17 protein-coding genes and 1 pseudogene are annotated in these 25,108 nt (G+C 64.1%); 9 read left to right on the top strand and 9 right to left on the bottom strand.

Annotated elements, in window-relative coordinates; genetic code table 11:
- Positions 1 to 148: 148 nt before the first annotated feature.
- Complete coding sequence (locus tag VGN46_RS18460) at positions 149 to 3,142, bottom strand: TonB-dependent receptor (protein ID WP_331645934.1); 2,994 nt, start codon at positions 3,140 to 3,142, stop codon at positions 149 to 151.
- Positions 3,143 to 3,184: 42 nt separating this feature from the next.
- Entirely contained in the window at positions 3,185 to 4,597 is a 1,413-nt protein-coding gene (locus tag VGN46_RS18455) for a transglutaminase-like domain-containing protein (protein WP_331645932.1), read from the bottom strand.
- A gap of 304 nt (positions 4,598 to 4,901) precedes the next feature.
- On the opposite strand from VGN46_RS18455, the gene VGN46_RS18450 reads away from it, so the two are divergent.
- The 6 genes from VGN46_RS18450 to VGN46_RS18425 are packed head-to-tail and all read left to right on the top strand — an operon-like array spanning position 4,902 to position 11,299.
- Positions 4,902 to 6,050, top strand: coding sequence for a DUF819 domain-containing protein (locus VGN46_RS18450; protein ID WP_331645930.1), 1,149 nt, complete (start codon positions 4,902 to 4,904; stop codon positions 6,048 to 6,050).
- A gap of 13 nt (positions 6,051 to 6,063) precedes the next feature.
- The gene (locus VGN46_RS18445; RefSeq protein WP_331645928.1) at positions 6,064 to 7,467 is read left to right on the top strand and encodes an SH3 domain-containing protein; all 1,404 of its coding nucleotides are present in this window, start codon (positions 6,064 to 6,066) and stop codon (positions 7,465 to 7,467) included.
- Positions 7,468 to 7,487: 20 nt separating this feature from the next.
- A complete protein-coding gene (locus VGN46_RS18440) occupies positions 7,488 to 8,579 on the top strand; it encodes a dipeptide epimerase (RefSeq protein WP_331645926.1) in 1,092 nt (363 codons plus the stop codon).
- Between the two features lie 12 nt (positions 8,580 to 8,591).
- On the top strand, positions 8,592 to 9,425 hold the full coding sequence (locus tag VGN46_RS18435) for a MurR/RpiR family transcriptional regulator (protein ID WP_331645924.1): 834 nt from the start codon (positions 8,592 to 8,594) through the stop codon (positions 9,423 to 9,425).
- A gap of 18 nt (positions 9,426 to 9,443) precedes the next feature.
- Positions 9,444 to 10,196, top strand: coding sequence for a L,D-transpeptidase family protein (locus tag VGN46_RS18430; protein ID WP_414675271.1), 753 nt, complete (start codon positions 9,444 to 9,446; stop codon positions 10,194 to 10,196).
- Positions 10,193 to 11,299 carry an FAD-dependent oxidoreductase gene (locus VGN46_RS18425; RefSeq protein WP_331645922.1) on the top strand — a complete coding sequence of 369 codons (1,107 nt, stop codon included), beginning with the start codon at positions 10,193 to 10,195 and terminating at the stop codon, positions 11,297 to 11,299. Before VGN46_RS18430 ends, VGN46_RS18425 begins: the two co-directional genes overlap by 4 nt.
- Positions 11,300 to 11,865: 566 nt before the next feature.
- Here VGN46_RS18425 and sucD read toward each other — a convergent pair.
- Both sucD and sucC read right to left on the bottom strand, forming a co-directional pair.
- On the bottom strand, positions 11,866 to 12,738 hold the full coding sequence (sucD, locus tag VGN46_RS18420; RefSeq protein ID WP_139984742.1) for a succinate--CoA ligase subunit alpha: 873 nt from the start codon (positions 12,736 to 12,738) through the stop codon (positions 11,866 to 11,868).
- A 13-nt stretch (positions 12,739 to 12,751) separates the two neighbouring features.
- Positions 12,752 to 13,915 (bottom strand): annotated as a pseudogene (sucC, locus tag VGN46_RS18415) (ADP-forming succinate--CoA ligase subunit beta); the annotation flags it as partial.
- Positions 13,916 to 14,152: 237 nt separating this feature from the next.
- Here sucC and VGN46_RS18410 point away from each other — a divergent pair.
- Both VGN46_RS18410 and VGN46_RS18405 read left to right on the top strand, forming a co-directional pair.
- Positions 14,153 to 15,775, top strand: coding sequence for a sensor histidine kinase (locus VGN46_RS18410; RefSeq protein WP_331645938.1), 1,623 nt, complete (start codon positions 14,153 to 14,155; stop codon positions 15,773 to 15,775).
- 67 nt (positions 15,776 to 15,842) lie between these two features.
- Complete coding sequence (locus VGN46_RS18405; protein WP_331645918.1) at positions 15,843 to 17,252, top strand: sigma-54 dependent transcriptional regulator; 1,410 nt, start codon at positions 15,843 to 15,845, stop codon at positions 17,250 to 17,252.
- A gap of 94 nt (positions 17,253 to 17,346) precedes the next feature.
- Here the strand turns inward: VGN46_RS18405 and VGN46_RS18400 are convergent, their stop codons facing one another.
- Entirely contained in the window at positions 17,347 to 17,724 is a 378-nt protein-coding gene (locus VGN46_RS18400; protein ID WP_331645916.1) for a hypothetical protein, read from the bottom strand.
- A gap of 467 nt (positions 17,725 to 18,191) precedes the next feature.
- On the opposite strand from VGN46_RS18400, the gene VGN46_RS18395 reads away from it, so the two are divergent.
- The gene (locus VGN46_RS18395) at positions 18,192 to 18,521 is read left to right on the top strand and encodes a hypothetical protein (RefSeq protein ID WP_331645914.1); all 330 of its coding nucleotides are present in this window, start codon (positions 18,192 to 18,194) and stop codon (positions 18,519 to 18,521) included.
- A gap of 129 nt (positions 18,522 to 18,650) precedes the next feature.
- On the opposite strand, the gene VGN46_RS18390 is transcribed toward VGN46_RS18395, so the two are convergent.
- The 4 genes from VGN46_RS18390 to VGN46_RS18375 all read right to left on the bottom strand — a co-directional run bounded on the left by VGN46_RS18390 (position 18,651) and on the right by VGN46_RS18375 (position 25,068).
- The gene (locus VGN46_RS18390) at positions 18,651 to 20,213 is read right to left on the bottom strand and encodes a response regulator (RefSeq protein ID WP_331645912.1); all 1,563 of its coding nucleotides are present in this window, start codon (positions 20,211 to 20,213) and stop codon (positions 18,651 to 18,653) included.
- A gap of 18 nt (positions 20,214 to 20,231) precedes the next feature.
- On the bottom strand, positions 20,232 to 20,678 hold the full coding sequence (locus tag VGN46_RS18385) for a response regulator (protein WP_331645910.1): 447 nt from the start codon (positions 20,676 to 20,678) through the stop codon (positions 20,232 to 20,234).
- Positions 20,675 to 22,474: a sensor histidine kinase gene (locus VGN46_RS18380; RefSeq protein WP_331645907.1), complete on the bottom strand. Its 1,800-nt coding sequence runs from the start codon at positions 22,472 to 22,474 to the stop codon at positions 20,675 to 20,677. The genes VGN46_RS18385 and VGN46_RS18380 overlap by 4 nt, the downstream gene beginning before the upstream one ends.
- Before the next feature lie 248 nt (positions 22,475 to 22,722).
- Positions 22,723 to 25,068: a GH92 family glycosyl hydrolase gene (locus tag VGN46_RS18375; protein WP_331645905.1), complete on the bottom strand. Its 2,346-nt coding sequence runs from the start codon at positions 25,066 to 25,068 to the stop codon at positions 22,723 to 22,725.
- Positions 25,069 to 25,108: the final 40 nt, after the last annotated feature.

The following is a 25,108-nucleotide window of genomic DNA, read 5'->3' as shown; positions in this document are numbered from 1 at the left end:
TGGGCTTAACCCCACCTACCTGCAACCGCAGCGCTTCCAGTCGCCACGCTTCGGCCAACTCACCGTATCCTTCGACTTCTAGCGATACCCCCTGTAGTAGCGCGCTTGCGCGCGATCGCGCGCAAGCGCGCTCCTACAGGGGGTATCGCTAGAAATCGAAGGATACGGTGAGCTGGCCGAAGCGTGGCGACTGGAACCGCTGAGGTTGCAGGTAAGTGGGGTTAAGCCCACCGACACTGGTCTGCAGGTCCTGATCCACACCCAGCGTGCGCTGCTGGTTGAGCACGTTGTACACCGCGAACTTCACCCGGAGGTTATTCTTCTCATCCAGCGGCAGCAGGTAAGTGATACTGGCGTTGAGGTTGAAGGTCCACGGCGTGCGATGCTCACCGCGCGGCGAGCGCTCGTATACGCGATTCTCCGAGACCGGGTCCGCACAGTTCGACACGCAAATGAAGTAGCTGTGGTACACGGTCGCGTCGTACGGGTTACCCACGCCGTAGCCGGTGATCGGGCTACCGGAGAGCGCCGTGACGTCCGCGCCGATCTGCCACTGCTTGGTGATCGCATAGGTACCGCGCAGCTTGATCTGGTGGCGATGATCGTTGGGCAGGTAACCACCGTTGAGGTTCACCCACGGGTCATCGAAGTTCTCGGTGCGGCCGGTGTCATCGAAGTTGGTATCCGAGTTCACCGGACCCTCGGCGTTGCCGCGGCTCCACGAGAGTACGTACGAGGCGTTGAACATCCACTTCTCGTCCCACGCGCGATCGAGCTGGAACTCCAGCGAGCCGAAGGTGCGGCGCGGCTTCTTCCAGCCACGCTGGCCGAGGTAGTTGTCATCGGCGTCGTACATCGCCCAACCCTGCTTCGAGGTATCGATGGTGATGTAGCCGTCCGGGGTACCGTCACAGTTGGTGTCGCCGTAGACGGTCGTCTTTCGGCCCGGGTTGCCCATGACATAACCGATGTAGCCATCCCCACCGCACTGCGGCGTGGCGCTGATCTCCATATCATCGATCGCGTTGTGCAGCTTGCGGTAGGTGCCGCTCACGCCCCACGACCACTTCTCATCCAGGGCCTGCTGGAAGCCGAGGATCGCCTCGTCCTGGTAGACCGAATCCATGTGCTTGTCGACTTCGGCACGCAGGTCGCCGACCGTGCCGTTACCCTGAGAATCATCGACGGGTCCGATCTGCGGGCCGAGGATAGGCACTGCGTACTGGCCACCGTTGCGATCGAGGATCTGGTAGCCGTCGAATCCGTAATAAGTGCGCTGGTCGAGCAGGCCACCCGCCTGCTTGATGTTGATCACGTTGGCCACGGGCAGGTAGTAACGGCCCAGGTTGCCGAAGATCTTGGTCGTGCTGTCGCCCTTCAGATCCCATGAAAAGCCGAGGCGCGGCGCGATCATGTTATCCATCTTGATGTAGCTCTTGCCCTCGCCCGTCTTGTTGTCGAAGGCATCGCGGCGCAGGCCGGCGTTGAGCAGGAAGTCCGGGGTGATGTTCCAGTTGTCTTCGATGTAGTAGGCGTTGTTATCGGTCTCGAAGGTGCCATCGATCTCATAACGCCGCGCACGCACGTAGGCGGTGTAGCCATCCGGCACGACGCCACCGTTCTCGATCGTGGCGCCAGGCGTCGTGTCGTAGATGTTGTAGTAGTACGCCCCCGGGCCAGGGTAATGGCGCGAGTATTGCGAGGTATCCACCTCATGGTCGTAGCCGAAGCGGACCACGTGGTCGCCCAGGGTCCATTCGAAATCGGCGCGGCCCTGCTTACGGGTATCGTCACGCTTCTCCACCGCGGTGCTCGTGCTACAGCCCAGCGGCACGCCCGGCGAAGGCACGGCATTCACACGCGCCACCGGATTGCACTCGGCATCCGACAAGCCGCGGGTGAAGTCTTCACGGTTGTTCTTGCCGTACATCAGCTTCATCGACAGGTTGTCGACCAGGTAGCTGGTGAAGGTGCCGTTCCAGTTCTTGCCACCGGTATCGCTGTAAATCTCGTCCTGCTTGATGCCCTTGGTCTGGGTCGGGTAGTCATACTGGTAGACCGAGCCGACGTTCTTGTCCTTGTCCGAGAAGGCCATGAACTCGAGCAGGTTCTTGTCGTTGATGTGCCAGTCGACCTTCGCGCCCCAGAAGCCTGAATCCGTATCGTTCTGGGTGAGGACCGTGCCATCGTTGTTCGTGTTCTGGGGGGTGTAGCCGCGCGCCTCGTACATGGCGAAGAAGAACAGCTTGTCCTTCACGATGGGACCGGACGCGTACACGTTCATCTTGGTGCGCGTGTAGTGATCCTCGGACGACGTGATGTAACGCTCGCCATCCCAGTAGCGGTTCTTCGTCTGCGCCTGCCAGTCGCTCGGCTCGAAGGTCATCTCCGCGCCGGCCTTGAATTCATTCGTACCGGACCGGGTCACGGCATTCACCACGCCGCCCGTGGTGCGGCCGAACTCCACCGAGTAACCACCGGTCTTGACCTGGAACTCCTGGTAGAACGCGAACGGCGCTTCGGAGAAGCCATTACGGTTGTAGAAGTCGGTGACGTTGAGCCCGTTCACGTAGAACGAGTTCTCGGCGACGGACGATCCGCCGAACGAGATGCCGCCGAAGCCCGCGTTGCCCTTGTTCACGCCCGGCGCAAGCAAGGCGACCGACTGCACGTTCTGATCAACCGGCAAGCGGCGTATTTCTTCGCGGCTCACGTTCGTCGCCGTTTCGGTGGAGCTCACGTCGACCGCCGAGATCACGACGGGTGCGCTCACCTGCACACCTTCCAGATCGGTCGTCGACTTTTGCCGCTCGACGAGGTTCACCGTGGTGGCGTTACCAAGGCTGACATTCACTTCCGCGGTCTGCCCCACGGGCGCGCCATCGAGGGCGCTATCCAGGCGGTAGTGGCCGACCGGCAGGAACGGAAAGCGGTAGCTGCCTTCGCGATCCGCAGTGACCGTGCGGGTAAGGCCGGTGGAAGGATCACGCACCGTCACGGTCGCGCCGGGTTTCGTGCGGCCGACGATCGAGCCATCCGTGTTGGCAGCCTGTGCGCCGGATGCAGCAAGCAGGCCAAGGCCTATCGCAAGGCACAAGGCCCCATGGCGCAGCGCGCGCCGGTTCGTCTTGGTATCCCCCATCTCCCCACTCCCATAAGATGATGTATCGGGTTGTCGCTCAGGTTATCGGTGTGCCGCGGCGCCCCCTCGCGTCGCGTCGACCCGATGCCACATGAAGTCGTAATCCCACTGGTCGAAGTACAGGTTGCCGCCTTTCCACTCCACTTCGCCGCGCTGCGAATCCACCGTCTCGGAACGGGGGAACGTCTTCGCCGGCGCGAAGGGTTGCGAGAAATCATCATTGAAGGCGACGCGGTATGCATCGAGCCCACCAAGATAGAAGTACGCGAGTTTGTCGTCGCCGTTCAATCGGCCAAAGGTCACGTCGATCGGTACCCAGCCATAGGGCGCGAGATAGACCTGGCCCCAATCGTGGATGTTGTTGTACTTGCCATCGGAGAACATCCAGCCTGATTGCCAGCGCGCGGGGATGCCGTTGAGGCGGAGCAAGGTGATCAACAGCAAGGTCTGTTCGCCGCAGTCGCCGTGGCCGGCGTGCAGCGTGTAGTCGCTGATGTTCGAGATCGTGGAATACTCGCGCGCGCCAGCCCATGGGATCGTATCGACGGCGTCGAAGATCTTCTGCACGATGCGATAGGGATCGGTCTCGTCACCGACGACCTTCCTTGAGTACGCACGCATGGCCTCGGTAAACACGACGTGCGGTGCGCGCTCTTCAACGAAAGGCTTGAGCTCGGCCGTGATCGGCGCTTTGACGACCTTGGCCGGGTCGATATGGAAATCGCGGCCATACAGCGTGACCTGCCAGGTCACCGAGAACACCGTCGGCTTGCCGGCGGCGGCTTTCTGCTCGAGGTAGACGGTACGCTGGATCGCGTTACTCGGTTTCGCCGTAAACGCGGCCGGCGCATGAGCGACGAGCGTGACGTGTTCCTGCTGCCCTTTGATCTCGCGCGGGAAAGGTAGCCATGCGCGCAGTGTTTCGCCGGCCGGCACGGCATCCGCATTCACGGTCAGCGTCTGCGTCACTTCTTCGCGCATCGGCAAGACGCTGCTGCTGCCGGTACGGATCGCCGCGGCGCGTATCGCGCGGTGATGGTCGTTGAGGACCTCGTTCGGGCCATCATTGAACGGCGCGGGATCGGTGCGCCGCGCGCGGGCCTCTGCGCTCAGGCGGAACAGGTTGCCGGGGGCACGGTTGAAATACAGCGTGCGGCCATCGATCACCTGCTTTTCCAGCAACCCCGCGGCGTCCCACTTCGCGAATTCCGCGTCGGTCAGGTCAGGGATCTGTTGACGCAGGCGGGTTTTCACCGCGTCGGCGTCGAGTTTGAAATCGAGCAGGATGCGGCGCATGCGTTCGCGCTGGAAGAGCAGCGTTTGCTGTTGCGCGGGGGCGAGGTTGGGTTGCGCGAGGGCGGCGGTGATCGATGCTTCGGCTTCCTTGAAGTGGCCGGCGTCGATTTGTTGGGTGGCGGTGGCGGCTGGGGTGCCTGGGGTGGGGGGGTGGGGCAAGCCCCCATCGCGCGCAAGCGCGCTCCTACAGGGGGTGCTCGTATTCGTGCAGGGCTCTTGTAGGAGCGCGCTTGCGCGCGATGCTCCCGATAGCAGCAAACACGCGGCCAGCGCGTGGCGGACGAGCACATGTCGAGTAGCCGCTTGCACCGTTCGGTATCCCCGTTGCACCGTGGTGGATGGGTCCTGCGTCTTGGCTGTGTAACATGCTTGCAAACGCCGGTCAATAATTTATGCTTCAAACCAGATCGTCAGGAATAGATATTCCGCGACGCCGTGTGACACCACCCGTGGGAGGGGACGCGTGATCCAGTCGGTTTGGCCTTACCTGGCCGTGATGCTGCTAGCCGCCGGCTTCTGGCCGGCCATCGAACGGCGCTTCGGCTGGAAGGTGTTCGAGATCCTCCCGCCCATCGTGCTCACGTACCTGACGGTCACCGCGCTTTCCGTCGGTGGCTTGTGGACACACTCCGCGGAGATCCAGGGCGCCCAGGAGCTACTGGTGAAACGACTGGTGCCCGCCCTGCTCTTCCTGCTGATGATCAGCTGCGACCTGCGCGCCATCTTCAGGCTGGGGCCGCGCGTCCTCGGCGTATTCGCCTGCACCTCGATCAGCCTGTTCACTGCGTTCGTCCTTGCCTTCCTCATCTTCCGCCACTGGATGCCCGGTGATGGCTGGAAGCCGCTTGCCTCGCTATCGGGCAGTTGGGTGGGTGGCACGGCCAACATGATCGCGGTGAAGCAGGCCATCGGCATGTCCGATACCTCGCTGGCCACCACCTTGCTGACCGACGCACTGTGCTACTCCATGTGGGTGGTGGTGCTGTTCTCGGTCGCCCGCCTCGCGCCCGCCTTCAACCGCTGGACCCGTGCGCGCTCCAGCGCCGACATGGCAGTGGCGGACACGGCAGCGCGTGCTCCGGCCACGGTCGATAGCGTGCTGCTCTGGCTGGGCCTGGCGATTGGCGTGGCCGCGATCGCCACGGTACTCGGCGATCGCCTGCCGGTCGGCAGCATGGTGTCGTCGACCACCTGGACCATCCTCATCGCCACCTTCGCCGGCCTGGTCGCAGCCCACACGCCACTGGCCCGCCTGCCCGGCGCGCAGGCCGTGTCCAGCGCCATGCTTATCTCGGTGGTTGCGGTGCTGGCCTCGCAGAGCAGCTTCGCCGGCATCGCCGCCGCGCCGCTGTACCTGCTGTGCGGCGTGACCGTCATTGCGCTGCACGCCGTGTTCCTTTGCGGCTTCGCCCGGCTGTTCCATTTCGACCTGTACCTGTGCGGCATTTCCTCGCTCGCCCATATCGGCGGCGTCGCGGCCACACCGGTGCTTGCGGCTACCTATTCGCGCTCGCTGGTGCCGGTGGGCATCCTGCTGGCGCTGCTCGGTTATATCCTCGGGACGGGCTACGGCCTGGTCGTCGCCTCCGTCCTTTCCGCGCTGGCTTCCTGACATGGACCTCGGCATGAACACCCTCCGCCATACCCTCCTAGCCGCGATGCTCGCCGTGGCCGTCGGCGCCACCGCGGCCCGCGCCGCGGAACCGCAGGCACTGGTCGCGCCGCCCTCGGGCGTCCTCGGCATCACGGATGCGCAGCTCGATCCTGCGTTCTGGGTAGCCCGCGCCGGGGCAGCGGATAGCGTGGTGCTCGATACCCGGGCCATTGCCGCGATCAACGACAAGGTGATGCGGCTCGATCCGTCCATGCACGATATCCGCCACCTGGGCGCGACGCTGCCGCGCGACCAGGTGAAAGGCTGGGTCACCCAATTGACCAGCAAGCCCTCGAAGACGCTGTACGACGTGGATGGCAAGGTGGTGCCTGCCGCGATGATCGATGCGGTGATGGCCAACGCGCGGGTCGACGGCATTCCGCCGAACGTCACCCCGCGCTACGGCATGGCCGTGCGGCGCAGCGCCCTGCGTGGCTTCCCCACCGACCTGCGCGCCTTCAGCCACGCCGGGGATACCGATATCGATCGCTTCCAGGAGAGCACGCTCTTCCCTGGCGATCCGCTGGTCATCGTGCACACCAGCCAGGACGGGAAGTGGGCTTTCGTCGTGAGCCCGCGCTATGCCGCATGGATGCATGCGGACGACATCGCGCTGGGGGATGCGCCGGCGATCTTCGCTCACGTTGATGCCACGCCCTATCGCGTGATCACGGGCGCGAAGCCGGATACGGTGTTCACCCCGGAAGTACCCGCGCTCTCCGAGCTGCAGCTGGACATGGGCACGCGCTTGCCGCTGGACACCAGCGTGGCCGCCGACCAGCCGGTGAACGGGCAGACCGCATATACGTCGTGGACGTTGAGTCTTCCGCTGCGTGGCGCCGACGGCACGCTGTCGTTCCACCCCGCGCTGCTCCAGCGCAACCAGGATTCCGCGGCCGATTACCTTCCGCTGACCCGCGCCAACATCATCCACCAGGCATTCAAGTTCCTGGGGGAGCGCTATGGTTGGGGCCACGCCTATAACGGCCGCGACTGCAGTGGGTTCGTCTCCGACGTGTACCGCAGCATGGGCGTCCAGATGCCGCGCAACACCGGCGACCAGGCGAAGAGCCCCGGCTTCGACCACACCCTGTACACCGACAAGGACAGCCACGATGCCCGCGTGAAAGCCGCGATGGCACTGGAGGTTGGCGACCTCGTTTACATACCCGGCCACGTGATGATGGTGATCGGCAACATCGACGGCCAGCCGTACGTTATCCACGACGTGGGCGGCATGAGCTACAGGCAAGCCGATGGCAGCATGCGCCGTATCAAGCTCAATGCTGTCTCCGTCACGCCGCTGCTGCCGATGATGTTCAACGACACGCAGACCTTCGTCGACCGCATGACCAGCATCGTCCGCATCCGCTAACCGCCGAACGAAAGGACCTTATGAAGATTACGGAAATCCGCTTCGGCATGCTCCGCGTGCCGCTGAAAACGGCGTTCAAGACCGCGCTCCGCACCGTCGAAAGCGTGGAAGACATCGTCGTGATGGTGCACACCGACGACGGCCGCGTCGGCTACGGCGAAGCGCCAGCCACGGCCGTGATCACCGGCGATACGCATGGCTCCATCGTCGACGCCATCCGCCACTACATCGCACCGCGCCTTATCGGCGAGGACGTCGCCGATCTCAATCGCATCACCCGGCTCATCCAGGGCGCGATGGAGCGCAACACCAGCGCCAAGGCGGCGGTCGAGATCGCGGTGCATGACCTCTGGGGCCAGCTGTATAACGCCCCGCTCTACAAGCTGCTGGGCGGCGGCGATCCGGTGATCACCACCGACATCACCATCAGCGTCGATTACATCGACAAGATGGTCGCTGATTCCGTCTCGGCCGTGGAACGTGGCTTCGAGTCGCTGAAGATCAAGGTCGGCAAGGATATCGGCGTGGATATCGAGCGTGTCCGCGCGATTCATGCAGCCGTGGAAAATCGTGCCTTGCTTCGCCTCGACGCAAACCAGGGCTGGACAGCGAAGGAAGCGGTCTACGCCCTGAACGCGCTGGAAGACGCCGGCGTGCGCCTGGAACTGGTGGAACAGCCGGTGAAGGCACGCGACCTGGAAGGCATGCGCTACGTGACCGAGCGCGTGCACACCCCGGTCATGGCCGACGAAAGCGTGTTCGGCCCGATGGAAGTAATGGAGCTGATCCGCATGCGTGCGGCCGACATCATCAACATCAAGCTGATGAAGACCGGCGGCATCTCCAACGCCATCAAGATCGCCGACATCGCCGGCCTCTACGGCATCGAATGCATGATCGGCTGCATGCTCGAATCCAGCATCAGCGTGGCTGCCGCCGTGCACGTCGCCGTGGCCAAGGCCGATGTGATCACCAAGGTGGATCTCGACGGACCTTCTCTGTGCGCCTACGATCCGGTCGATGGCGGGGTGACGTTCAACGAATCGGAAATCTCGATCACGGATGCGCCCGGCCTTGGCATCCGCGAAATCCGCGGCCTGGAAGCGCTCTAAGGAGATCCTGGCATGTCGCCCCTGGTGAAAATCCGCTCCGAACGCGACCGCATGAGCGCGGTGGAGCGGCGCATCGCCGATTTCATCCTGGAGAACGCGCAACTGCTGCGCGATTACTCCTCGCAACAGCTGGCAAGTGCGCTGGGCATCAGCCAGTCCAGTGTCGTCAAGTTCACCCAGAAACTGGGCTTCCGTGGCTATCCCGACCTGAAATATTCGGTCGGCGAGGCCGTGGGGCGCACGGATGACGAAGACGCTCCCCATGCGCAGCGCGCGGGCGATGCGGTGGGCGCCGAGCTGTGGGCACGCAAAACCCAGGCCGAGGAAGCCACCCACGCCATCAACCCGCCGGACACCATGGCGGCTGCGGTGGCGATGATCGCCGGCGCGGGCAAGGTATTCCTGATCGGCCTGGGCGAAGATGACCTGCAGGTCCGCGCATTCGCCATGCGCCTTTCCCTGTTGGGCATCACCGCCATCCGCCATGCCGATGTGAGCCGCATGGCGACGCAGGTGGGCATGGTCGCGGCCGGCGATGTCCTGCTCGTGTTCTCCGAGCACGGGCGCCACCCGGCGCTTGCCAAGATCGCCCGCTTCGTCCGCGAGCGCCGCGGCCGGGTGATCACCGTGACCCGGCACACCGCTAACCCTTTACGCGCGATGGCCGACCTCTCGCTGGTCGTCGCCGCGCACGACGATGCCTCGCACGTCCAGGCCCTGATCTACCAGACCACCGTGCAGCACCTGGTGGATACCCTCTTCATCCACCTCTGCGAAGGCGACGAACAACGCCACCTGCGCCTGGTGGAGAACCTCGACCGCACCCAGCAACTGCTGGAACCCTAGCCCTTCGCGGAGCCCACCATGGCCCTCCTGCCCCGGCTTGCCGGATTGCTTGCCCTCTCACTCACGCTGACTGCCGGCGCTTTCGAAGCGCCTGTCGCGTGGTCCGTCTCCCGACAGATGGTGCTGGTCACCACCGATGGCTGGGATGCGAAGCAAGGGACGCTGCGGACGTACGTACGAGAAGGCGGCGCATGGAAGGTCGTCGGTGACGCCTCGCCCGTGGTCATCGGCAAGACGGGCAGTGCCTGGGGCGTCGGCCTCTCGCCGCCGCAGACCAGCGGCCCGCAGAAGCGCGAAGGCGACGGGCGCAGCCCCGCGGGCGTGTTCCGCATCGGCACGGCGTTTGGCTATGCCGAGACCAACAACACGGCCCTGCCTTATAAGGGCCTTACCGCGTCCGACTACTGCGTGGATGTCGACGGCTCGCCGCTTTACAACCAGCTGGTCGACGAGAAGAAGGTTGGCGAGAAAGCCGTGGCCGGTGCGACCGAAGCCATGCGCCGCGACATCCATTTCCAGGGCGATCACGCCTACCGCATCGGTTTCGTGATCGAGCACAACCCCGACGGCAAGAAGAGCGCGGGCAGTTGCATCTTCGCCCACCTGTGGAAGACACCCACCTCGGGTACCGCCGGCTGCACCGCCATGGCCGATAGCACGATGGAGCGCTTGCTTGCGTGGCTGGACCCCTCGAAGAAGCCGGTGTTCGTGCTGCTGCCGAAGGCCGAATACGCGCGCCTGCGCGATGCCTGGAACCTGCCGGCCCTATGAGCTCCTATGACGTCATCGTGATCGGCGCGGGTATCGCCGGGGCCTCGGTCGCATGGTTCCTCGCGCCGCACGCGCGGGTACTCGTGCTCGAGCGTGAGGTATTCGCAGGCATGCACACGACCGGTCGCTCGGCGGCGCATTTCAGCGAAACCTACGGCTCGGCCCAGGTGCGTGCGCTATCGCGTGCCACGCGGCCCTTCCTTGAACACCCGCCCGAAGGATTCGCTTACCACCCGATCCTGCATACGCGGGGCTCGCTGGTCGTGGCGCGTGCCGAGCAGGAGGCACAGCTCCGCGCGGACTTCGAGCTCATGCGTGCTAGCACACCCAGCCTCGCGTGGTTTGATAGCCAGGCCGTGCATGACATCGTGCCTGTGTTGCGCCGGAAGGCCGCGCACGCCGCGATCTGGGAGCCGGAGGCGGCAGATATCGATGTGAACGAGCTGCACCAGGCGTTCCTGCGCGGTGCCAAGTCGCGCGGCGCCACATTGCAACTCGATACCGACGTGCGGACGCTCACGCGCGAAGCTGGCGGCTGGTGCATCAACGGCTGCCTGCTGGCACCCATCGTTGTCAATGCCGCGGGTGCATGGGCCGATGTGGTCGCCAGCCTCGCCGGCGTCGCGCCGATCGGCCTCGAGCCCCGCCGCCGCTCCGCCTTCCTCTTCGAAGCACCCGAGGGCGCAGTGACACAGGACTGGCCCTTCGTCGTGGACCTCGACGAATCCTTCTATTTCAAGCCCGACGCCGGCCTGCTGCTCGGTTCCGCCGCCAATGCCGACCCGACGCATCCACATGATGTACAGCCCGAGGAATACGACATCGCCCTCGGCATCCATCGGATCGAAGAAGCCACGACGATGAGCATCCGCCGCCCCACCCGAACGTGGGCTGGCCTGCGCAGCTTTGTCGCCGATGGCGACCTCGTCGGCGGCTTCGCAGCCGATGCGCCGGGCTTCTTCTGGCTGGCGGCACAAGGCGGCTACGGCATCCAGACCAGCGCGGCGATGGGCGAAGCCTGTGCATCGCTCATTCTTGGCCACACCATGCCGGCTCACCTCGTCGATGCAGGCATCACCCCAGCGATGCTTGCGCCACGCTGATCATGTTTTAAGCAGCACAACGCAAGTCGTTGTCGCAGCTTATGAGACGGGAGTTATCCACACTGTTATTCATCGGATACCCACATAGCCTGTGGATATCCGATGACGTGTGCACATGGTCCTGGGCAGGGATTAACCAGTGCAACGCAAGTAGTTGTTGGTGAAGGTGGAGCGCGAGTTATGCACATGCTTATGCAGGTGCTGTCCACATCGGCTGTGGATAACGGAGCGCCTCACGAACGGCGTCGCCCACAGGGTGGGCTCCCACGCCGCGAGCACCTATCGCGCGCAAGCGCGCTCCTACAGGTTCGTCGCCTGGCAGTGGTTTCTGTAGGAGCGTGCTTGCACGCGATGACCGGTGCGCCGTGGTCACGCAATGACCACGATGACGCAAGTCGTTGTCAGCGAAAGTGACATCGGACTTATGCACATGCTTATGCAGGGGGTATCCACATTCGCTGTGGATATCGAGCGTTGTCGCGAACGGCGTCGCCCACAAGGGTGGCTTCCACAAAAAAGGCCCCGCCGAAGCGGGGCCTTTTCCGTTTCGCCGAGGCGAAGCGGTATTACTTCATCAGACCCGCGAGGGTCTTGCCGAGATCGGCCGGGGACTTCACCGTAGTGACGCCCGCCTTCTCGAGAGCCGCGAACTTGGCTTCCGCCGTGCCCTTGCCGCCCGAGATGATCGCACCGGCGTGGCCCATGCGCTTGCCCGGAGGAGCCGAGGCGCCAGCGATGAACGACACGACCGGCTTCTTGACGTACTGGCTGATGAACTCAGCCGCGTCTTCTTCCGCGCTGCCACCGATTTCGCCGACCATGATGATGCCCTCGGTCTGCGGATCGTCCTGGAACAGCTTCAGGCAGTCGATGAAGTTCAGGCCGTTGATCGGATCGCCACCGATACCGATGCAGGTCGACTGGCCGAGGCCTTCGTTCGTGGTCTGGAAGACCGCTTCGTACGTCAGGGTGCCCGAACGCGAAACGATACCGACCTTGCCCGGCTTGTGGATGTGGCCCGGCATGATGCCGATCTTGCACTCACCCGGGGTGATGACACCCGGGCAGTTCGGACCGACAAGCACGACGTCCGGGTGCGACTTCAGCACGTTCTTCACGCGCATCATGTCGAGCACGGGGATGCCTTCGGTGATCGCCACGATGACCTTGATGCCACCAGCGATGGCTTCGAGGATCGAATCGGCAGCGAACGGAGGCGGCACGAAGATGACCGAGGCATCAGCCTTGGTCTGGTCGACGGCATCGCGCACGGTGTTGAACACCGGCAGGCCGATGTGCTCGGAACCGCCCTTGCCCGGGGTGACGCCACCCACGACCTGGGTACCGTAATCGAGAGCCTGCTGGGCGTGGAACGTGCCCTGCTGACCGGTAAAGCCCTGGACCAGGACCTTGGTGTTTTTGTTGATCAGGACGCTCATGCTAATTCGCTCCTCAGGCCGCTGCGGCCACGGCCTTCTGGGCCGCATCGTTGAGATCGTCGGCCGGCGTGATCGCCAGGCCCGAGTTGGCCAGGAGCTCGCGACCCTGGTCGACGTTGGTGCCCTGCAGGCGGACGATCACGGGGATCTTCAGGCCCACTTCCTTCACCGCGGCAATGATGCCTTCGGCGATGAGGTCGCAACGCACGATACCGCCGAAGATGTTGACCAGGATGGCCTTGACCTTGTCGGACGAGAGGATGAGCTTGAACGCCTCGGTGACGCGCTCCTTGGTAGCACCGCCGCCCACGTCGAGGAAGTTGGCCGGCTCGCCGCCCGCCAGCTTGATCACGTCCATCGTGGCCATGGCCAGGCCTGCACCGTTGACCATGCAGCCAATCGTGCCGTCCATCGTGACGTAGTTGAGGTTGTGCTGCACGGCAGCCGCTTCGGCCGCGTCTTCCTGGGTGAGGTCGCGCATGGCGGCCAGGTCGGCGTGGCGGAACTCAGCGTTGTCGTCGGAGTTGACCTTGCCATCGAGGGCGGCGAGGTTGCCGTCTTCGAGGATGGCGAGCGGGTTCAGCTCAACCAGGGCCAGGTCCTTTTCGTTGAACAGCTTGTACAGGCCAAGCATGATCTTGACGAGCTGCGTGGTCTGCTTCGGGTTCAGGTCCATCTTGAAGCCGAGTTCGCGGCACTGGTACGGCTGCAGGCCTTCGACGAAATCCACCTGGAACGTGTGGATGTCTTCCGGCGTTTCAGCGGCCACCTGCTCGATATCGACGCCGCCGTGCTTGGAGGCGATGAACGAGATCGACTTGGTGTCACGATCGGTGAGGATCGAGAGGTAGAGTTCCTTGGCGATGTCGGTCGCGTCGGTCACCAGCACCAGGTTGACCGGCAGCGCGCGGCCGGCCGACTGGTACGTTTCCATGTTGGTGCCGAGCATGCCCTTGGCGGCAGCGCGGACATCATCCAGGCTGCGGCAGAACTTGACGCCACCGGCCTTGCCGCGACCGCCGGCATGGATCTGGGCCTTAACCATCCACTGCGTACCACCAAGGTGCTTGGCGGCATCGACAGCGGCGTCGGGAGAGTTGGCAACCTTGCCCGGGGGTACGGCGATGCCGTACTTCGCGAACAGTTCTTTGGCCTGGTACTCGTGGAAATTCATTCGATACCTCGAGCGAACGGAAAAAAGCGAGGATGGGGGATAACACGCGAACTACGCGAAACGGCGCAATACGGCCCAGTATTTTCGCGGATGGCGCCCGCAAAGGAAAGGGGCGGCCTCGGCGGCCTATGCCGTTCACGCGTGTTGCCGTGTATCAACGGCGCCCTATACTGGCGGTCATCCCGGGCCTCCGGGGCCGCCTGGCGGAGTGCCAACGACGTGTCCACGCCCGTGCCGACGATGAATGCCATTGCCCGGGCCAACCAGGCCACGGCACGCCACGAACTCTTCTTTTTCAACTACTTCCGGCTGGGCCAGGCGGCCGTATACACGGCGCTGGCGTTCCGCCCGGAACACATGGCGTGGCCGGTCCTGCCCGAGCCCCTGCTGGCCCGGGTCATGTCCCTGGCCTACCTGCTGGCCGCCCTGGTCATGGTCGCCCGGACCCGGAGCATGCTGCACCGCCCGGTACTGGTGGTATCGATCGGGTTGACCCTGGATATTGCCGCCGCCGTGCTGGCCCTCATCCTGATGCACGACGTGCGGATGGGCGTGGCCATGATGCTGGCGGTGAATATCGCCACGGGCGCCCTGCTGCTACCCCTGCGCCTATCCATGTTTTTCGCCGCGCTAGCCACCCTGTGCATGCTTGGCCACTCTCTTTTCGACGTGGACCAGCCCGGCGCCTCCGATCGGGAGATCGTGGAATACGGCCTGTTTGGCGCGGCCTACTTCGCCTGCGCCTCGCTCTGTTATGTGCTGGGCCGCAACATCCGAGCCTCGGAGGCCCTGGCCGAACAGCGCGGCATCGACCTGGCCAACCTCTCCCAGGTCAACGAGTTGATCATCCGGCGCATGAAAACCGGTGTGCTGCTGGTCGATGAGGGCAACCGGATCCACCAGCTGAACGAATCGGCCTGGATGCTGATGGGCAATCCCTCGGCCGAACAGCGCGACCTGGGCTCGCTGGCGCCCGAGCTCTCGCGGCGCCTGTACCACTGGCGCGCCTCGGGCAAGCTCGACGAAAGCGCGACCATGCTGGCCGATGGCACCCCGGAAGTCGTCCCGCGTTTCTCGCGCCTGGCGCCGCATGACGATTCGCACGTATTGATCTTCCTGGACGATACCTCGCTGGTCTCCCGGCGCGCCGAAGAACTCACCCTGAGCTCGCTGGGACGCCTTTCCGCGTCCATCGCCCATGAGATCCGCAACCCACTGGCCGCGATCCACTACTCCGCCCAGTTGCTCGCCGAATCCACCGAGCTGGCCGACACCGACCTGCGCATGGTCGAAATCATCAACAACCACTGCTCGCGCCTCAACGAGATCATCGAGAACATCCTCCAGCTCTCCCGCCGCGAGCGCTCGCGGCCGGAAACGCTGGACCTGAGCCGCTGGGTCCACGATTTCGTCGGCGAATACCGCCAGGGCAACGACCTGGGCGCCGACATCCTCCGCGCCGTCTCCGGCTCGGAGCCGGTCGCCGCCGTCGCCGATCCGCAGCACCTCCAACAGGTGGCATGGAACCTCGTGCAGAACGCCCTGCGCTATGGCCGGATGCCCAGCGAACCGGCCCGGGTCATGGTCGTCGCCCGGCATTCCGAGGCGGGCATCCCCATCCTCGAGGTGATCGATCGCGGTCCCGGCATCCCGCCGAAGGTCGCCGCGCAGATCTTCGAGCCGTTCTTCACCACCCACGAATACGGCACGGGGCTGGGCCTTTACCTGGCTCGCCAGATGACCGAAGCCAACCAGGCTGCGCTGGAGTATGTCCGCGTGGCCGGCGGCGGCAGTTGCTTCCGGATAAGCCTTACCCCGCCCGCCCGGACGCCCGCCGTGGCGCCGATTGCCGCCCGCGCGTGACGCCCGCCCTTTGCGTAAGCGTCGCGGGCGGTTACATTTAGACCATTAACCGAAACTGTCGGACCCGATGAGCAAGCAGACTGTCCTGGTCATCGACGACGAGCGGGACATCCGTGAGTTGTTGACCATCACTCTCGGTCGAATGGAACTCGACGTCGACGCCGTAGGGAGCGTCACCGAGGCGCGGAACGCGCTGGCATCCCGCCGCTATGACCTGTGTTTCACCGACATGCGGCTGCCCGATGGCAGCGGCCAGGAGATCATCGAGCTGATCTCGGCCACCTACCCCGACATGCCGGTGGCCATGATCACTGCTTACGGCAACGTCGACGCGGCCGTGAACGCCCTGAAAGCGGGCGCGTTCGATTTCGTCTCCAAGCCGGTCGACATCCACCTGCTGCGCCGCCTGGTGAAGACCGCATTGCGCCTTTCCGAAGAGCGCAAGGCCGATGCCGGCAACAAGGCCGCCCCGGGCGCCGACCGCCTGATCGGCGAATCGCCGGTGATGGTCGAGGTGCGCGGCAAGATCGCCAAGCTCGCCCGCAACCAGGCCCCGGTCTACATCGGCGGCGAATCCGGCGTGGGTAAAGAGCTGGTCGCCCGGCTTATCCACGAACTGGGACCGCGCGCCACGGGCACCTTTGTGCCGGTGAACTGCGGCGCGATTCCCTCCGAGCTGATGGAAAGCGAGTTCTTCGGCCACCGCAAGGGCAGCTTCACCGGTGCCCACGCCGACAAGGAGGGCCTGTTCCAGGCCGCCCACGGCGGCACGCTGTTCCTCGATGAAGTCGCCGAGCTGCCCCTGCACATGCAGGTGAAACTGCTGCGTGCGATCCAGGAAAAGGCCGTGCGCCCGATCGGCGGCCGCGACGAAGTGCCGGTCGATGTACGCATCCTCTCGGCCACGCACAAGAACCTCGCCGCACTCGTCGAGCAGGGCCAGTTCCGCCAGGATCTGTTCTACCGCATCAACGTGATCGAACTGCGCGTGCCGCCGCTGCGTGAACGCCGCGGTGACGTGCCCCGTCTTGCCGACTTCATCCTCCGCCAGCTCGCCGTCGAGTCCGGTGGCCCGGTCGGCACGCTGAAGCCGGATGCGCTCGCCGCGCTTGAGGCCTACCAGTTCCCCGGCAACGTGCGTGAACTGGAGAACATCCTCGAACGCGCCATGGCCATGTGCGAAGGCGACACGATCGAAGCGGATGACCTGATGCTGCCCCAGCGTACGGCCATGCCGGGCGAAGCCCCCATGGCTGCGGCGGGCATACCGGTTCTGCCCCCCGGCGCCGCCGCCTCGCCGGCACCGCGCAACCCCGCCGCGGATGGCTCGCTCGAGGACTACATCACCAACATCGAGCGCGACACCATCGTCAAAGCCCTGGAAGAGTCCCGCTACAACAAGACCGCCACGGCCAAGAAGCTCGGCATCACCTTCAGGGCGCTGCGCTACAAGCTGAAGAAACTCGGCATCGATTGATGCCGGGAGCATCGCGCGCAAGCGCGCTCCTACACGAGACCTGCGCAGATCTTCTGTAGGAGCGCGCAAGCGCGCGATCGGTCTTCGCGACCACCTACGCGACCTGCTTCAACGGCCGCCGAGCCACCCACCACGCCCACGCGTGCCTCCCGGCGAGCCAGGCCACGATAGAAAACACACACGCCGCTGCCGCATTCAAAACGAACCACCCCGCCAGGCGTATATCCCGCACATACGGAACATCCTGCGGTGGGAAATCCACCCACGGCGTAACGAACAGCGGGAACATCAACACCCCGCGCAACGCATCGAACAGCCACGAGTCGAAACACGGCACATCCAGGCACGACGTCTGCGCCGCGAGCACCAGCACCGCGCCCATCGTATGCACCATGCACGCCCCCACGAACATCGACGCACGCATCTTCCATACCCCCGCCACGCGCATCGATTCCGGATCCCACTTCCTCATGCCATTCCCACCCTTCCGCTGATCCTGCGTATGCAGGGGCAGGAAGCGTAGGCAGGCGGGGGCGGGGAAAGATATGGAAGGATTCTGAAAAATGCGGCGGATTGAGCGCGGATTCGGAAGCACAAATGCTGAAGCTGGTCGCGCTTGACGCAAAGACGGCGGCAGCAGTAACGTCTGTGCGCCCTAGGTCGGCCGCGGCAAATGTCGCCCAGCGGCTGCTCCTATATCGGCGTGTCATTGGCACTGAGGGGGAAATGGAATTCTTGACCAGACTGCCAGTTGCGGCAGCCACTGTTGCGTCGCGGATAAGCATCGTCATAGCGATTGCCTGCTCCGAGCTTGCACCGACGCTTTCAGCGTTCGTCAAATGCAGGTGATCCGCAGCAGTCGTCGTGGTGGGCTGCCGGCTGGGATGCCGCGAACCGCGGGCAGCTCCCCAAAGCCCCTACACCTCCCTAGGAAACATCATGAGCCGGGCGGCGAAATATTTCATTGCAATCAATATAACGTGCCTGGGAGTAGTCACGTGGCTCACTTCAAGCACATGGGCTCCCAGTGGCGCCGAGGATATGTCGGCCGCCGGCTTCGATGTCATCCTGTGGGTACTTGTCGCACTGCCGCTCACCGTCCTGGCGTTTGTGATCAACGCCATCTGGACAGTCCGTCTAGTTGCTCGCTGGAGGCGCGGCGGAACGGCACATGCGAAATCGGAGCTGATCTTCCTTACGATTCTGGGCCTGGTCTGGAGCGCGCTCTGGGTCTACGACTATTTCCATAGGTATCGCGGCGGGCTTTAGTCCTCTGCGTTGTCCTCAGGCCGTCGGCAGGCTTGGCATGCGAATTCGCCGAGAGTGGATCGCGCGCAAGCACGCTCCTACAAGAGCCTGCGTAGGTCTTGTGTAGGAGCGCGCTTGCGCGCGATCGCCTCAGTGGCCGGCTAAGGCAGGCTGACTCGCCTCAAGCGCCTCGCGCACCTTCTTCAACAAAGCGCGCGACTGGATCGGCTTGTCGATGATGTAGAGGTGTTTGATGTCCGGGAGTTCGTCGAGGTTCGGCGGCGAGTTCGGGCGGGCGAGGAGCAGCACGGCGCCGGTGTAGCCGTGTTCGAGCAAGGCGGCCAGGGTGCGCACGCCGGTGAACAGGTTCATGTCGGCGTCCATCACCACGAGATCGGGCACGCCGTGGGCTTCGATCCACTGCAGCGCTGCGGTGCCGCTCTGGCTGGCACCGGCCTGGTAGCCGTAGGTATCCAGCGTGTCGGAGAGCAGCGAGAGCTGCACCGCTTCTTCGACAACGACCAGCACGCGCTCGGCCTCCCCCTGCAGGTACGGCTCCAGTACCGTCAGATCACCCAGATCACTCTCCTCCACGCCCAGCGGCAGGTAGAGATGGAACTCGGTGCCCTCACCGACCCGGCTGCGTACACGCATCAAGCCGCCATGGCTCGCGACGATGCGCTTGCATGAAAGCAGCCCCAAACCCGTGCCCGATTCCTTCGTGGTGAAGAAGGGCTCGAACAGACGCTGCTGCACTTCAGGCGGCATGCCACCACCCGTATCGATGACTGACAAACGCAGGTAACGACCCGGCACCACGCCTTCGTCTTCGCTGAAGAAGTCATCGGCGAGCGTCACCTGTGCGGTCTCGACACGCAGACTGCCGCCCTCCGGCATGGCCTGGATCGCATTGAGGCACAGGTTCAACAAGCACTGCTGCAATTCGGTGTGATTGCCTTCGAACGAAACCTCGGGATCGAAGACATCCACCTCCATCTTCACGATGCGTGGCACGCTGCCCTGCATCAGCAGCTTCAATGCATCGGTAAGCGCCCCCAACTTCACCTGCTCGGCGCGACGCGCGCCACGAGCAAAGGAGAGCATCGACGAGACCATCTCGAGCCCACGACGGCCGCAGTCACGCACCAGCGTGCCCAGGCGAGCCAGACGCGGGTCGTCCGCATAGTCTTCCAGCGTATCGCCGGCAAGCAACAGCGGCTGCAGCAGGTTACGCAGATCGTGCGAGAGGCCGCCAGCGAGCAGCGCGAGGCTTTCGAAACGCTGCGCACGAATCAGCTCCTGCTCGGCACGCATGCGCGCCTTCAGCTCGTCGGCTTCACGCAACGCGCGGCGCACCGCCGAAGCAAGCCGCGCGGTGTTCTGCTTCAGGATGTAATCGGTGGCGCCACTGCGCAGCGCATCGATCGCGGCCTCTTCGCCCAGCGTGGCGGAGATGAAAATAAACGGGAGCTCCTTCGAACGTGCACGCAGGATCTGCAACGCACGCTCGCCACTGAAGTGCGGCATGCTCAGGTCGGAAAGCACGATATCCGGGCGAAAATCATCCAGCGCGGCCACGTAGCCCGCCTCGTCATCGACAAGACGCACTTCATAGTCGAGACCGTCGCCGTCGAGGTCCGACAACACCAGTTCCGCATCGAGCTCGCTGTCCTCGACCTGCAGGATCCTGACCTTAGGGTTCTGCCCGCTCATGTCGTACCTACCCGTTCCTTATTCGCTGTCGGGGCGCTGGTTAAGCACCGCCCAAAAATGGCCGAGCGTCTGCACGGCGGTGAAAAATTGCTGGGCATCCACCGGCTTGAGCACGTAGGCGTTCACACCAAGATCCCAGCTGCGCGCAAGATCACTCTCTTCGCGCGATGACGAAAGAATGACGACGGGCACTCGCTTCCAGCGCTCATCGGTACGCAGCTCCTTCAACACTTCAAGGCCATCTTTCCGTGGCATCTTGATATCGAGGAGGATCACGGCCGGGTCGCTTTCCGCGCGATCCGTGTAGTGACCGCGGCGGTTCAGCCAGTCCATGCAATCGACGCCATCCTCGACATGGACCACCGGGTTGGCCAGGTTCGCTTCACGCAAGGCGTCCATCGCCATCTCGGCGTCGGCCGGCGAATCTTCAACCAGAAGAATGGTACGAATATCGTTGTTGCTCATGCGTTACCTCCACGGGCACCCGGAACATCGGATGCCGGTAGCGAAAAATGAAATACCGCGCCACGGTCGGTTTCACCCTCGGCCCACGTGCGCCCACCATGGCGCGCGATAATGCGGCGTACATTGGCAAGGCCGATGCCGTTGCCAGGGAACTCGGAAGCGCGGTGCAAGCGCTGGAACACGCCGAACAGCTTGCCGGCGTACTGCATGTCGAAACCGGCGCCGTTGTCGCGAACGAAGAACTCGTAATCGCCCGCAGGTGTCCGCTCCAAGCCGACCTCAATGCGGCCCACCTCGCGGTTGCCGGTGTATTTCACCGCATTGCCGAGAAGGTTCTGCCACACCGTGCGCAACATGTTTTCATCGCCTACCACGATAGGCAGCGGGGCGACCTTCCATTCGATATGGCGGTCGCGCACGTCGGTCTCAACCAGTGCACGCGCCTCTTCCGCCAGTGATTGCATATCCACCGCCTGCAGGCGCAGCGCGCCACGGCCGAGGCGCGAGAACACCAGCAGGTCGTCGATCAGCTGCGCCATGCGCCGCGATGAACTGCTGATCACGTCGATGTAATGGTGCACGCGATCATCGGCCTGGTCGCCGAGATGCGCCTCCAGCTTCCCGGCAAAGCCCGAGATGTGCCGCAGCGGTGCGCGCAGGTCGTGCGATACCGAGTAGCTGAAGGCTTCCAACTCGCGGTTCACATCCGACACCTGCTCTACCTTGCCTTCCAACTGGCGGTTGAGCTCGCTGACCTTCTGCTCGACCAGCGCGCGCGCGGTGATGTCGCTCACCGTGATCAACAACGCCGGGGCGGCGGTATCAGGCTGTTCGATGCGGCGGGCGTTGATCACCACGAAACGATCGATGCCATCGACCGTGCGCTGGGTGAGCTCGTAGTCCCACAGCTCGCGGTCGCGGGCGATCACGTCGCCCAGGCGCTGCAGCAGGGCGGGATCATCCCATGCGCCATTGCCGATGGACTTCAACGGCATACGCGCTTCCTCGTCCTCGGTATCGAAACCATAGAGCTCGGCGAACGCGGTGTTGACCAGCAGCGTGCGCAGCCCGCCATCGAGCATGGCGATCGGCTCGCGTACGGCCTGCACGATGAGCTGGGATCGCTGTACGGCATCGGAGGCGCGGGATTCCGCCGCAAGGCGAATGGCGATCTGCCGTTCCGACACGACCACCACGATCGCCAGCAACACGATCTGCGCGATCGCAGCCACGCCAAGCACGAGCCGGTTATCGGTCGCGGTGCCGCGTGCATCTGCGCGGCGGGCGTCCAGCAGCCTGGCTTCTGCGTCGAGGATATCCACCACGCGATCACGGAACGGGAACATGTGCCGGGCTGTTTCCATATCGGTAAACGCGCCAGCGCGATCACCCGCCCTGGCCTTGGCCAGGGCATCGTCGGTGAGCTGGACGCGCCCGTGGATCACGGTTTCCAACCCGCCGATGCGGGCGATCTGCTCCGGGTTATCCCGGACCATGCCGCGCAACTCGGTGAGGACCCCGGGGAGCCGGGTCTCAGGAAGACGCGCACGTTGCTCAAGGTCGGTATCGAGCGCACCCCCGGCGGCCACCGTGTACACCGCCGCCTCGCTGCTGCGCAGGATCGCATCCAACCGATAGACCGCCGCCTTGATATCCGCCGTGTGGGTCACCCAGTCGCGCGAGTTGAGCGCGTCATCCGCGCTGGAGCGCGTGATGAAGTACGGTAGCGCCACGCTTACCACCACCGCGGCCAACAAACCCACGAGGCGCCAGCGCCATCCGGTGCGAGTGGTCATGCCTTCGCCATCCCCACGACGACTCCTGCCCAAAGTGAACGGGCATTGTAAACGCTGTGGTGAATCGAACGCTGGATCGCCATGCCCCGCCCTGTGCATAAACGCGACGGGCGCGCGCCACCTGATGCTGTAAGCCCCCGAAAACACCGGGAAAGCCTACAACCAGGGAGCCGCGCGCCCGTCAGCTTTGGGCGGTAATGGAAGCCACGCGAGCGTGAAGATCGTGTGACGGTTTGCTTAGTTCGCCTTTACTTTTCCGACGTGCTCATCGAGTACGGCGCGGCATCCGCGGAGGCGCCCCACTTCGACGGCTCGGCCTGCATCGAGAAGTGCAGTTCGCCGCCGGCGGTGAGCTCTTCGTGCGTGACCCACGTACGGGCCAGGTCCTTGCCATTCAGGGTGACCTTGCCCACGTACGGGTGCTTCGCATCGAGGTGATCGGTCGATACGGTGAAGTGCTTGCCATTCTGCAGATTCAGCGTGGCCTTTTCGACGAACGGGCGGCCGATCACGTACTGGCTGCTGCCCGGCGCGACCGGGTAGAAGCCCAGCGAACTGAAGACGTACCAGGCTGACATCTGGCCAAGATCATCGTTACCCACCAGGCCCGTCGGGGTCGGCGTGTACTGGGTCTTCATGATCTGGGTCAGGCGCTCCTGGGTCTTCCAGGGCTGGCCAGCGTAGTCGTACAGGTAGGCCACGTGATGGCTCGGCTCGTTACCGTGCGCGTACCAGCCGATCAGGCCGGTGATGTCTTCGACGTGCGCGAACGACTTCGGATCGACCTTGGCATCGAACACGGAGTCGAGCTTCTTCACGAAGGCATCCGGGCCGCCAAGCGTCTGGATCAGCGCCGCGACATCCTGCGGCACGTACCACGAGTACTGCCACGCGTTGCCTTCGGTGTAGTCGCTGCCGTAGGCGGCCGACGACGGATCGAACGGCTCGCGGTAATTGCCATCCGACTTGCGCGCACGCAGGAAGCCGGTCTTCGCATCGAAGCTGTTCTTCCAGTTGCCCGCGCGCTTCATGAAGGTCGCGGCCACGTCATCCTTGCCCATCGCCTTGGCGGCCTGGGCCAGCGACCAGTCGTCGAACGCGTATTCCACGGTCTTCGAGGCGGCTTCCGGCTGGTGGTCGATCGGCACGTAGCCGAGCTTCATGTAATCGTCGAGACCGCCATACGGGCCGTACGTGGCGCTGGCGACCATGGCATCGAGCGCCTTCTGCGGGTCGTAGCCACGGATGCCCTTGACGTAGGCATCGGCGATCACCGGCACCGCGTGGTAACCGATCATGCACCAGGTTTCCATGCCACCGAACGACCACACCGGCAGGATCCCGAACGGGCTGGATTCGCGGGCCGCGATGAGCGAGCTCACGAAATCGTTGCTCTTGTTCGGCTCGAGCAGGGTCATCAGCGGCTGCTGGGCGCGGTACACGTCCCACAGCGACCAGGTGGAATAGAAATCGAAGCCCTTGGCGGTATGCACCTGGTTATCCGGGCCACGGTACTGACCGTTCACGTCCATCGAGAGCGTGGGCGAAAGCATTGAGTGGTACAGCGCCGTGTAGAAGGTCTTGCGGGTCTCGGCCGGGGCTTGCAGGTCGACCACCGACAGGGTCTTCTCCCACAGCTGGCGGGCGTCGGCACGGCGGGCATCGAAGTCGAAGCCTTCGCCATCCTTGTCCAGGTTGGCGATCGCGTTGTCTTCGCTCACCGTGGAAATCGCCACCTTGGCGATCAGTGGCTTGTCGAGGTTGCCGAAGTCGAACACGCCCTCGAGCTCACGGCCGCTGATGCCGTCGGTGTCATCGTTACGGTTGCCGGGGCCACCAAAGCCGCGGTAGACGATCTTCTCTTCGCGGTTCTTCAGCTCGCGCGACGTCATCGGCTGGTTGAAGCGCATGGCGAAGTAGAGCTGGCGACCCGGAGCCCAGCCGCGGGTTTCGCGACCGCCGGTCACGGTGCCATCGGGGCGCACACGCAGCGTGGCCCAGAGCACCTTGCCCTCGTAGTCGTAGATGCTCGGGCGCAGGTCCAGCAGCACGTGGGCCGGCTTGCCCTTGGGGAAGGTATAGCGGTGGAAGCCGACGCGCGCATTTGCCGTCAGTTCGGCGCGAACGTCGTAGTCGCTCAGGGTGACCGCGTAGTAACCTGCCTCGGTCTTCTCGCTCGCATGGGAAAAACGCGAGCGGTAACCGCTGCCAGGCTGGTCGGGGGAGCCGGGGTCCAGCTTCACGTCGCCGGCGATGGGCATGACGAGCACGTCGCCCAGGTCGGAGTGCCCGCTGCCGGAGAAGTGCGTATGCGAGAAACCCATGATGCTCGAGTCGGCGTACTGGTAACCGGCCGCCCACTTGTAGGCATGCTTGAAGTCGGGCATAGCCGTATCAGGGGAAAGCTGGACCATACCGAAGGGCACCGTGGCACCCGGGAAGGTGTGGCCATCGCCCCCCGTACCGATCGACGGATCGACCGCCGACCAGGCGCTGGAGCCCTTGCCGCTGGAAGCCGCCATGGCCAGGGCAGGCAGGGCAAGGGACAGGGCGGCGGCCAGCAGGCCGCGGCGCAGGCAGGTGGAACGGGACATCGGATTCTCCCCAGGAATGAACGAAACGGTCTGAAAAGCG

It is taken from the genome of Luteibacter sp. (genome assembly GCF_036500425.1).
GTDB lineage: Bacteria > Pseudomonadota > Gammaproteobacteria > Xanthomonadales > Rhodanobacteraceae > Luteibacter.
The sequence above is the reverse complement of the archived record's forward strand: the minus strand, read 5'-3'. Positions and strand labels throughout refer to the sequence as shown.

Bases quoted from the DNA above. Each gene is read 5' to 3' on its own strand.
- VGN46_RS18460 (WP_331645934.1), bottom strand. From the start codon at position 3,142: ATGGGGGATACCAAGACGAACCGGCGCGCGCTGCGCCATGGGGCCTTG.
- VGN46_RS18445 (WP_331645928.1), top strand. From the start codon at position 6,064: ATGAACACCCTCCGCCATACCCTCCTAGCCGCGATGCTCGCCGTGGCC.
- VGN46_RS18440 (WP_331645926.1), top strand. From the start codon at position 7,488: ATGAAGATTACGGAAATCCGCTTCGGCATGCTCCGCGTGCCGCTGAAA.
- VGN46_RS18435 (WP_331645924.1), top strand. From the start codon at position 8,592: ATGTCGCCCCTGGTGAAAATCCGCTCCGAACGCGACCGCATGAGCGCG.
- VGN46_RS18430 (WP_414675271.1), top strand. From the start codon at position 9,444: ATGGCCCTCCTGCCCCGGCTTGCCGGATTGCTTGCCCTCTCACTCACG.
- VGN46_RS18425 (WP_331645922.1), top strand. From the start codon at position 10,193: ATGAGCTCCTATGACGTCATCGTGATCGGCGCGGGTATCGCCGGGGCC.
- sucD (WP_139984742.1), bottom strand. From the start codon at position 12,738: ATGAGCGTCCTGATCAACAAAAACACCAAGGTCCTGGTCCAGGGCTTT.
- VGN46_RS18410 (WP_331645938.1), top strand. From the start codon at position 14,153: ATGAATGCCATTGCCCGGGCCAACCAGGCCACGGCACGCCACGAACTC.
- VGN46_RS18405 (WP_331645918.1), top strand. From the start codon at position 15,843: ATGAGCAAGCAGACTGTCCTGGTCATCGACGACGAGCGGGACATCCGT.
- VGN46_RS18400 (WP_331645916.1), bottom strand. From the start codon at position 17,724: ATGAGGAAGTGGGATCCGGAATCGATGCGCGTGGCGGGGGTATGGAAG.
- VGN46_RS18395 (WP_331645914.1), top strand. From the start codon at position 18,192: ATGAGCCGGGCGGCGAAATATTTCATTGCAATCAATATAACGTGCCTG.
- VGN46_RS18390 (WP_331645912.1), bottom strand. From the start codon at position 20,213: ATGAGCGGGCAGAACCCTAAGGTCAGGATCCTGCAGGTCGAGGACAGC.
- VGN46_RS18385 (WP_331645910.1), bottom strand. From the start codon at position 20,678: ATGAGCAACAACGATATTCGTACCATTCTTCTGGTTGAAGATTCGCCG.
- VGN46_RS18380 (WP_331645907.1), bottom strand. From the start codon at position 22,474: ATGACCACTCGCACCGGATGGCGCTGGCGCCTCGTGGGTTTGTTGGCC.
- VGN46_RS18375 (WP_331645905.1), bottom strand. From the start codon at position 25,068: ATGTCCCGTTCCACCTGCCTGCGCCGCGGCCTGCTGGCCGCCGCCCTG.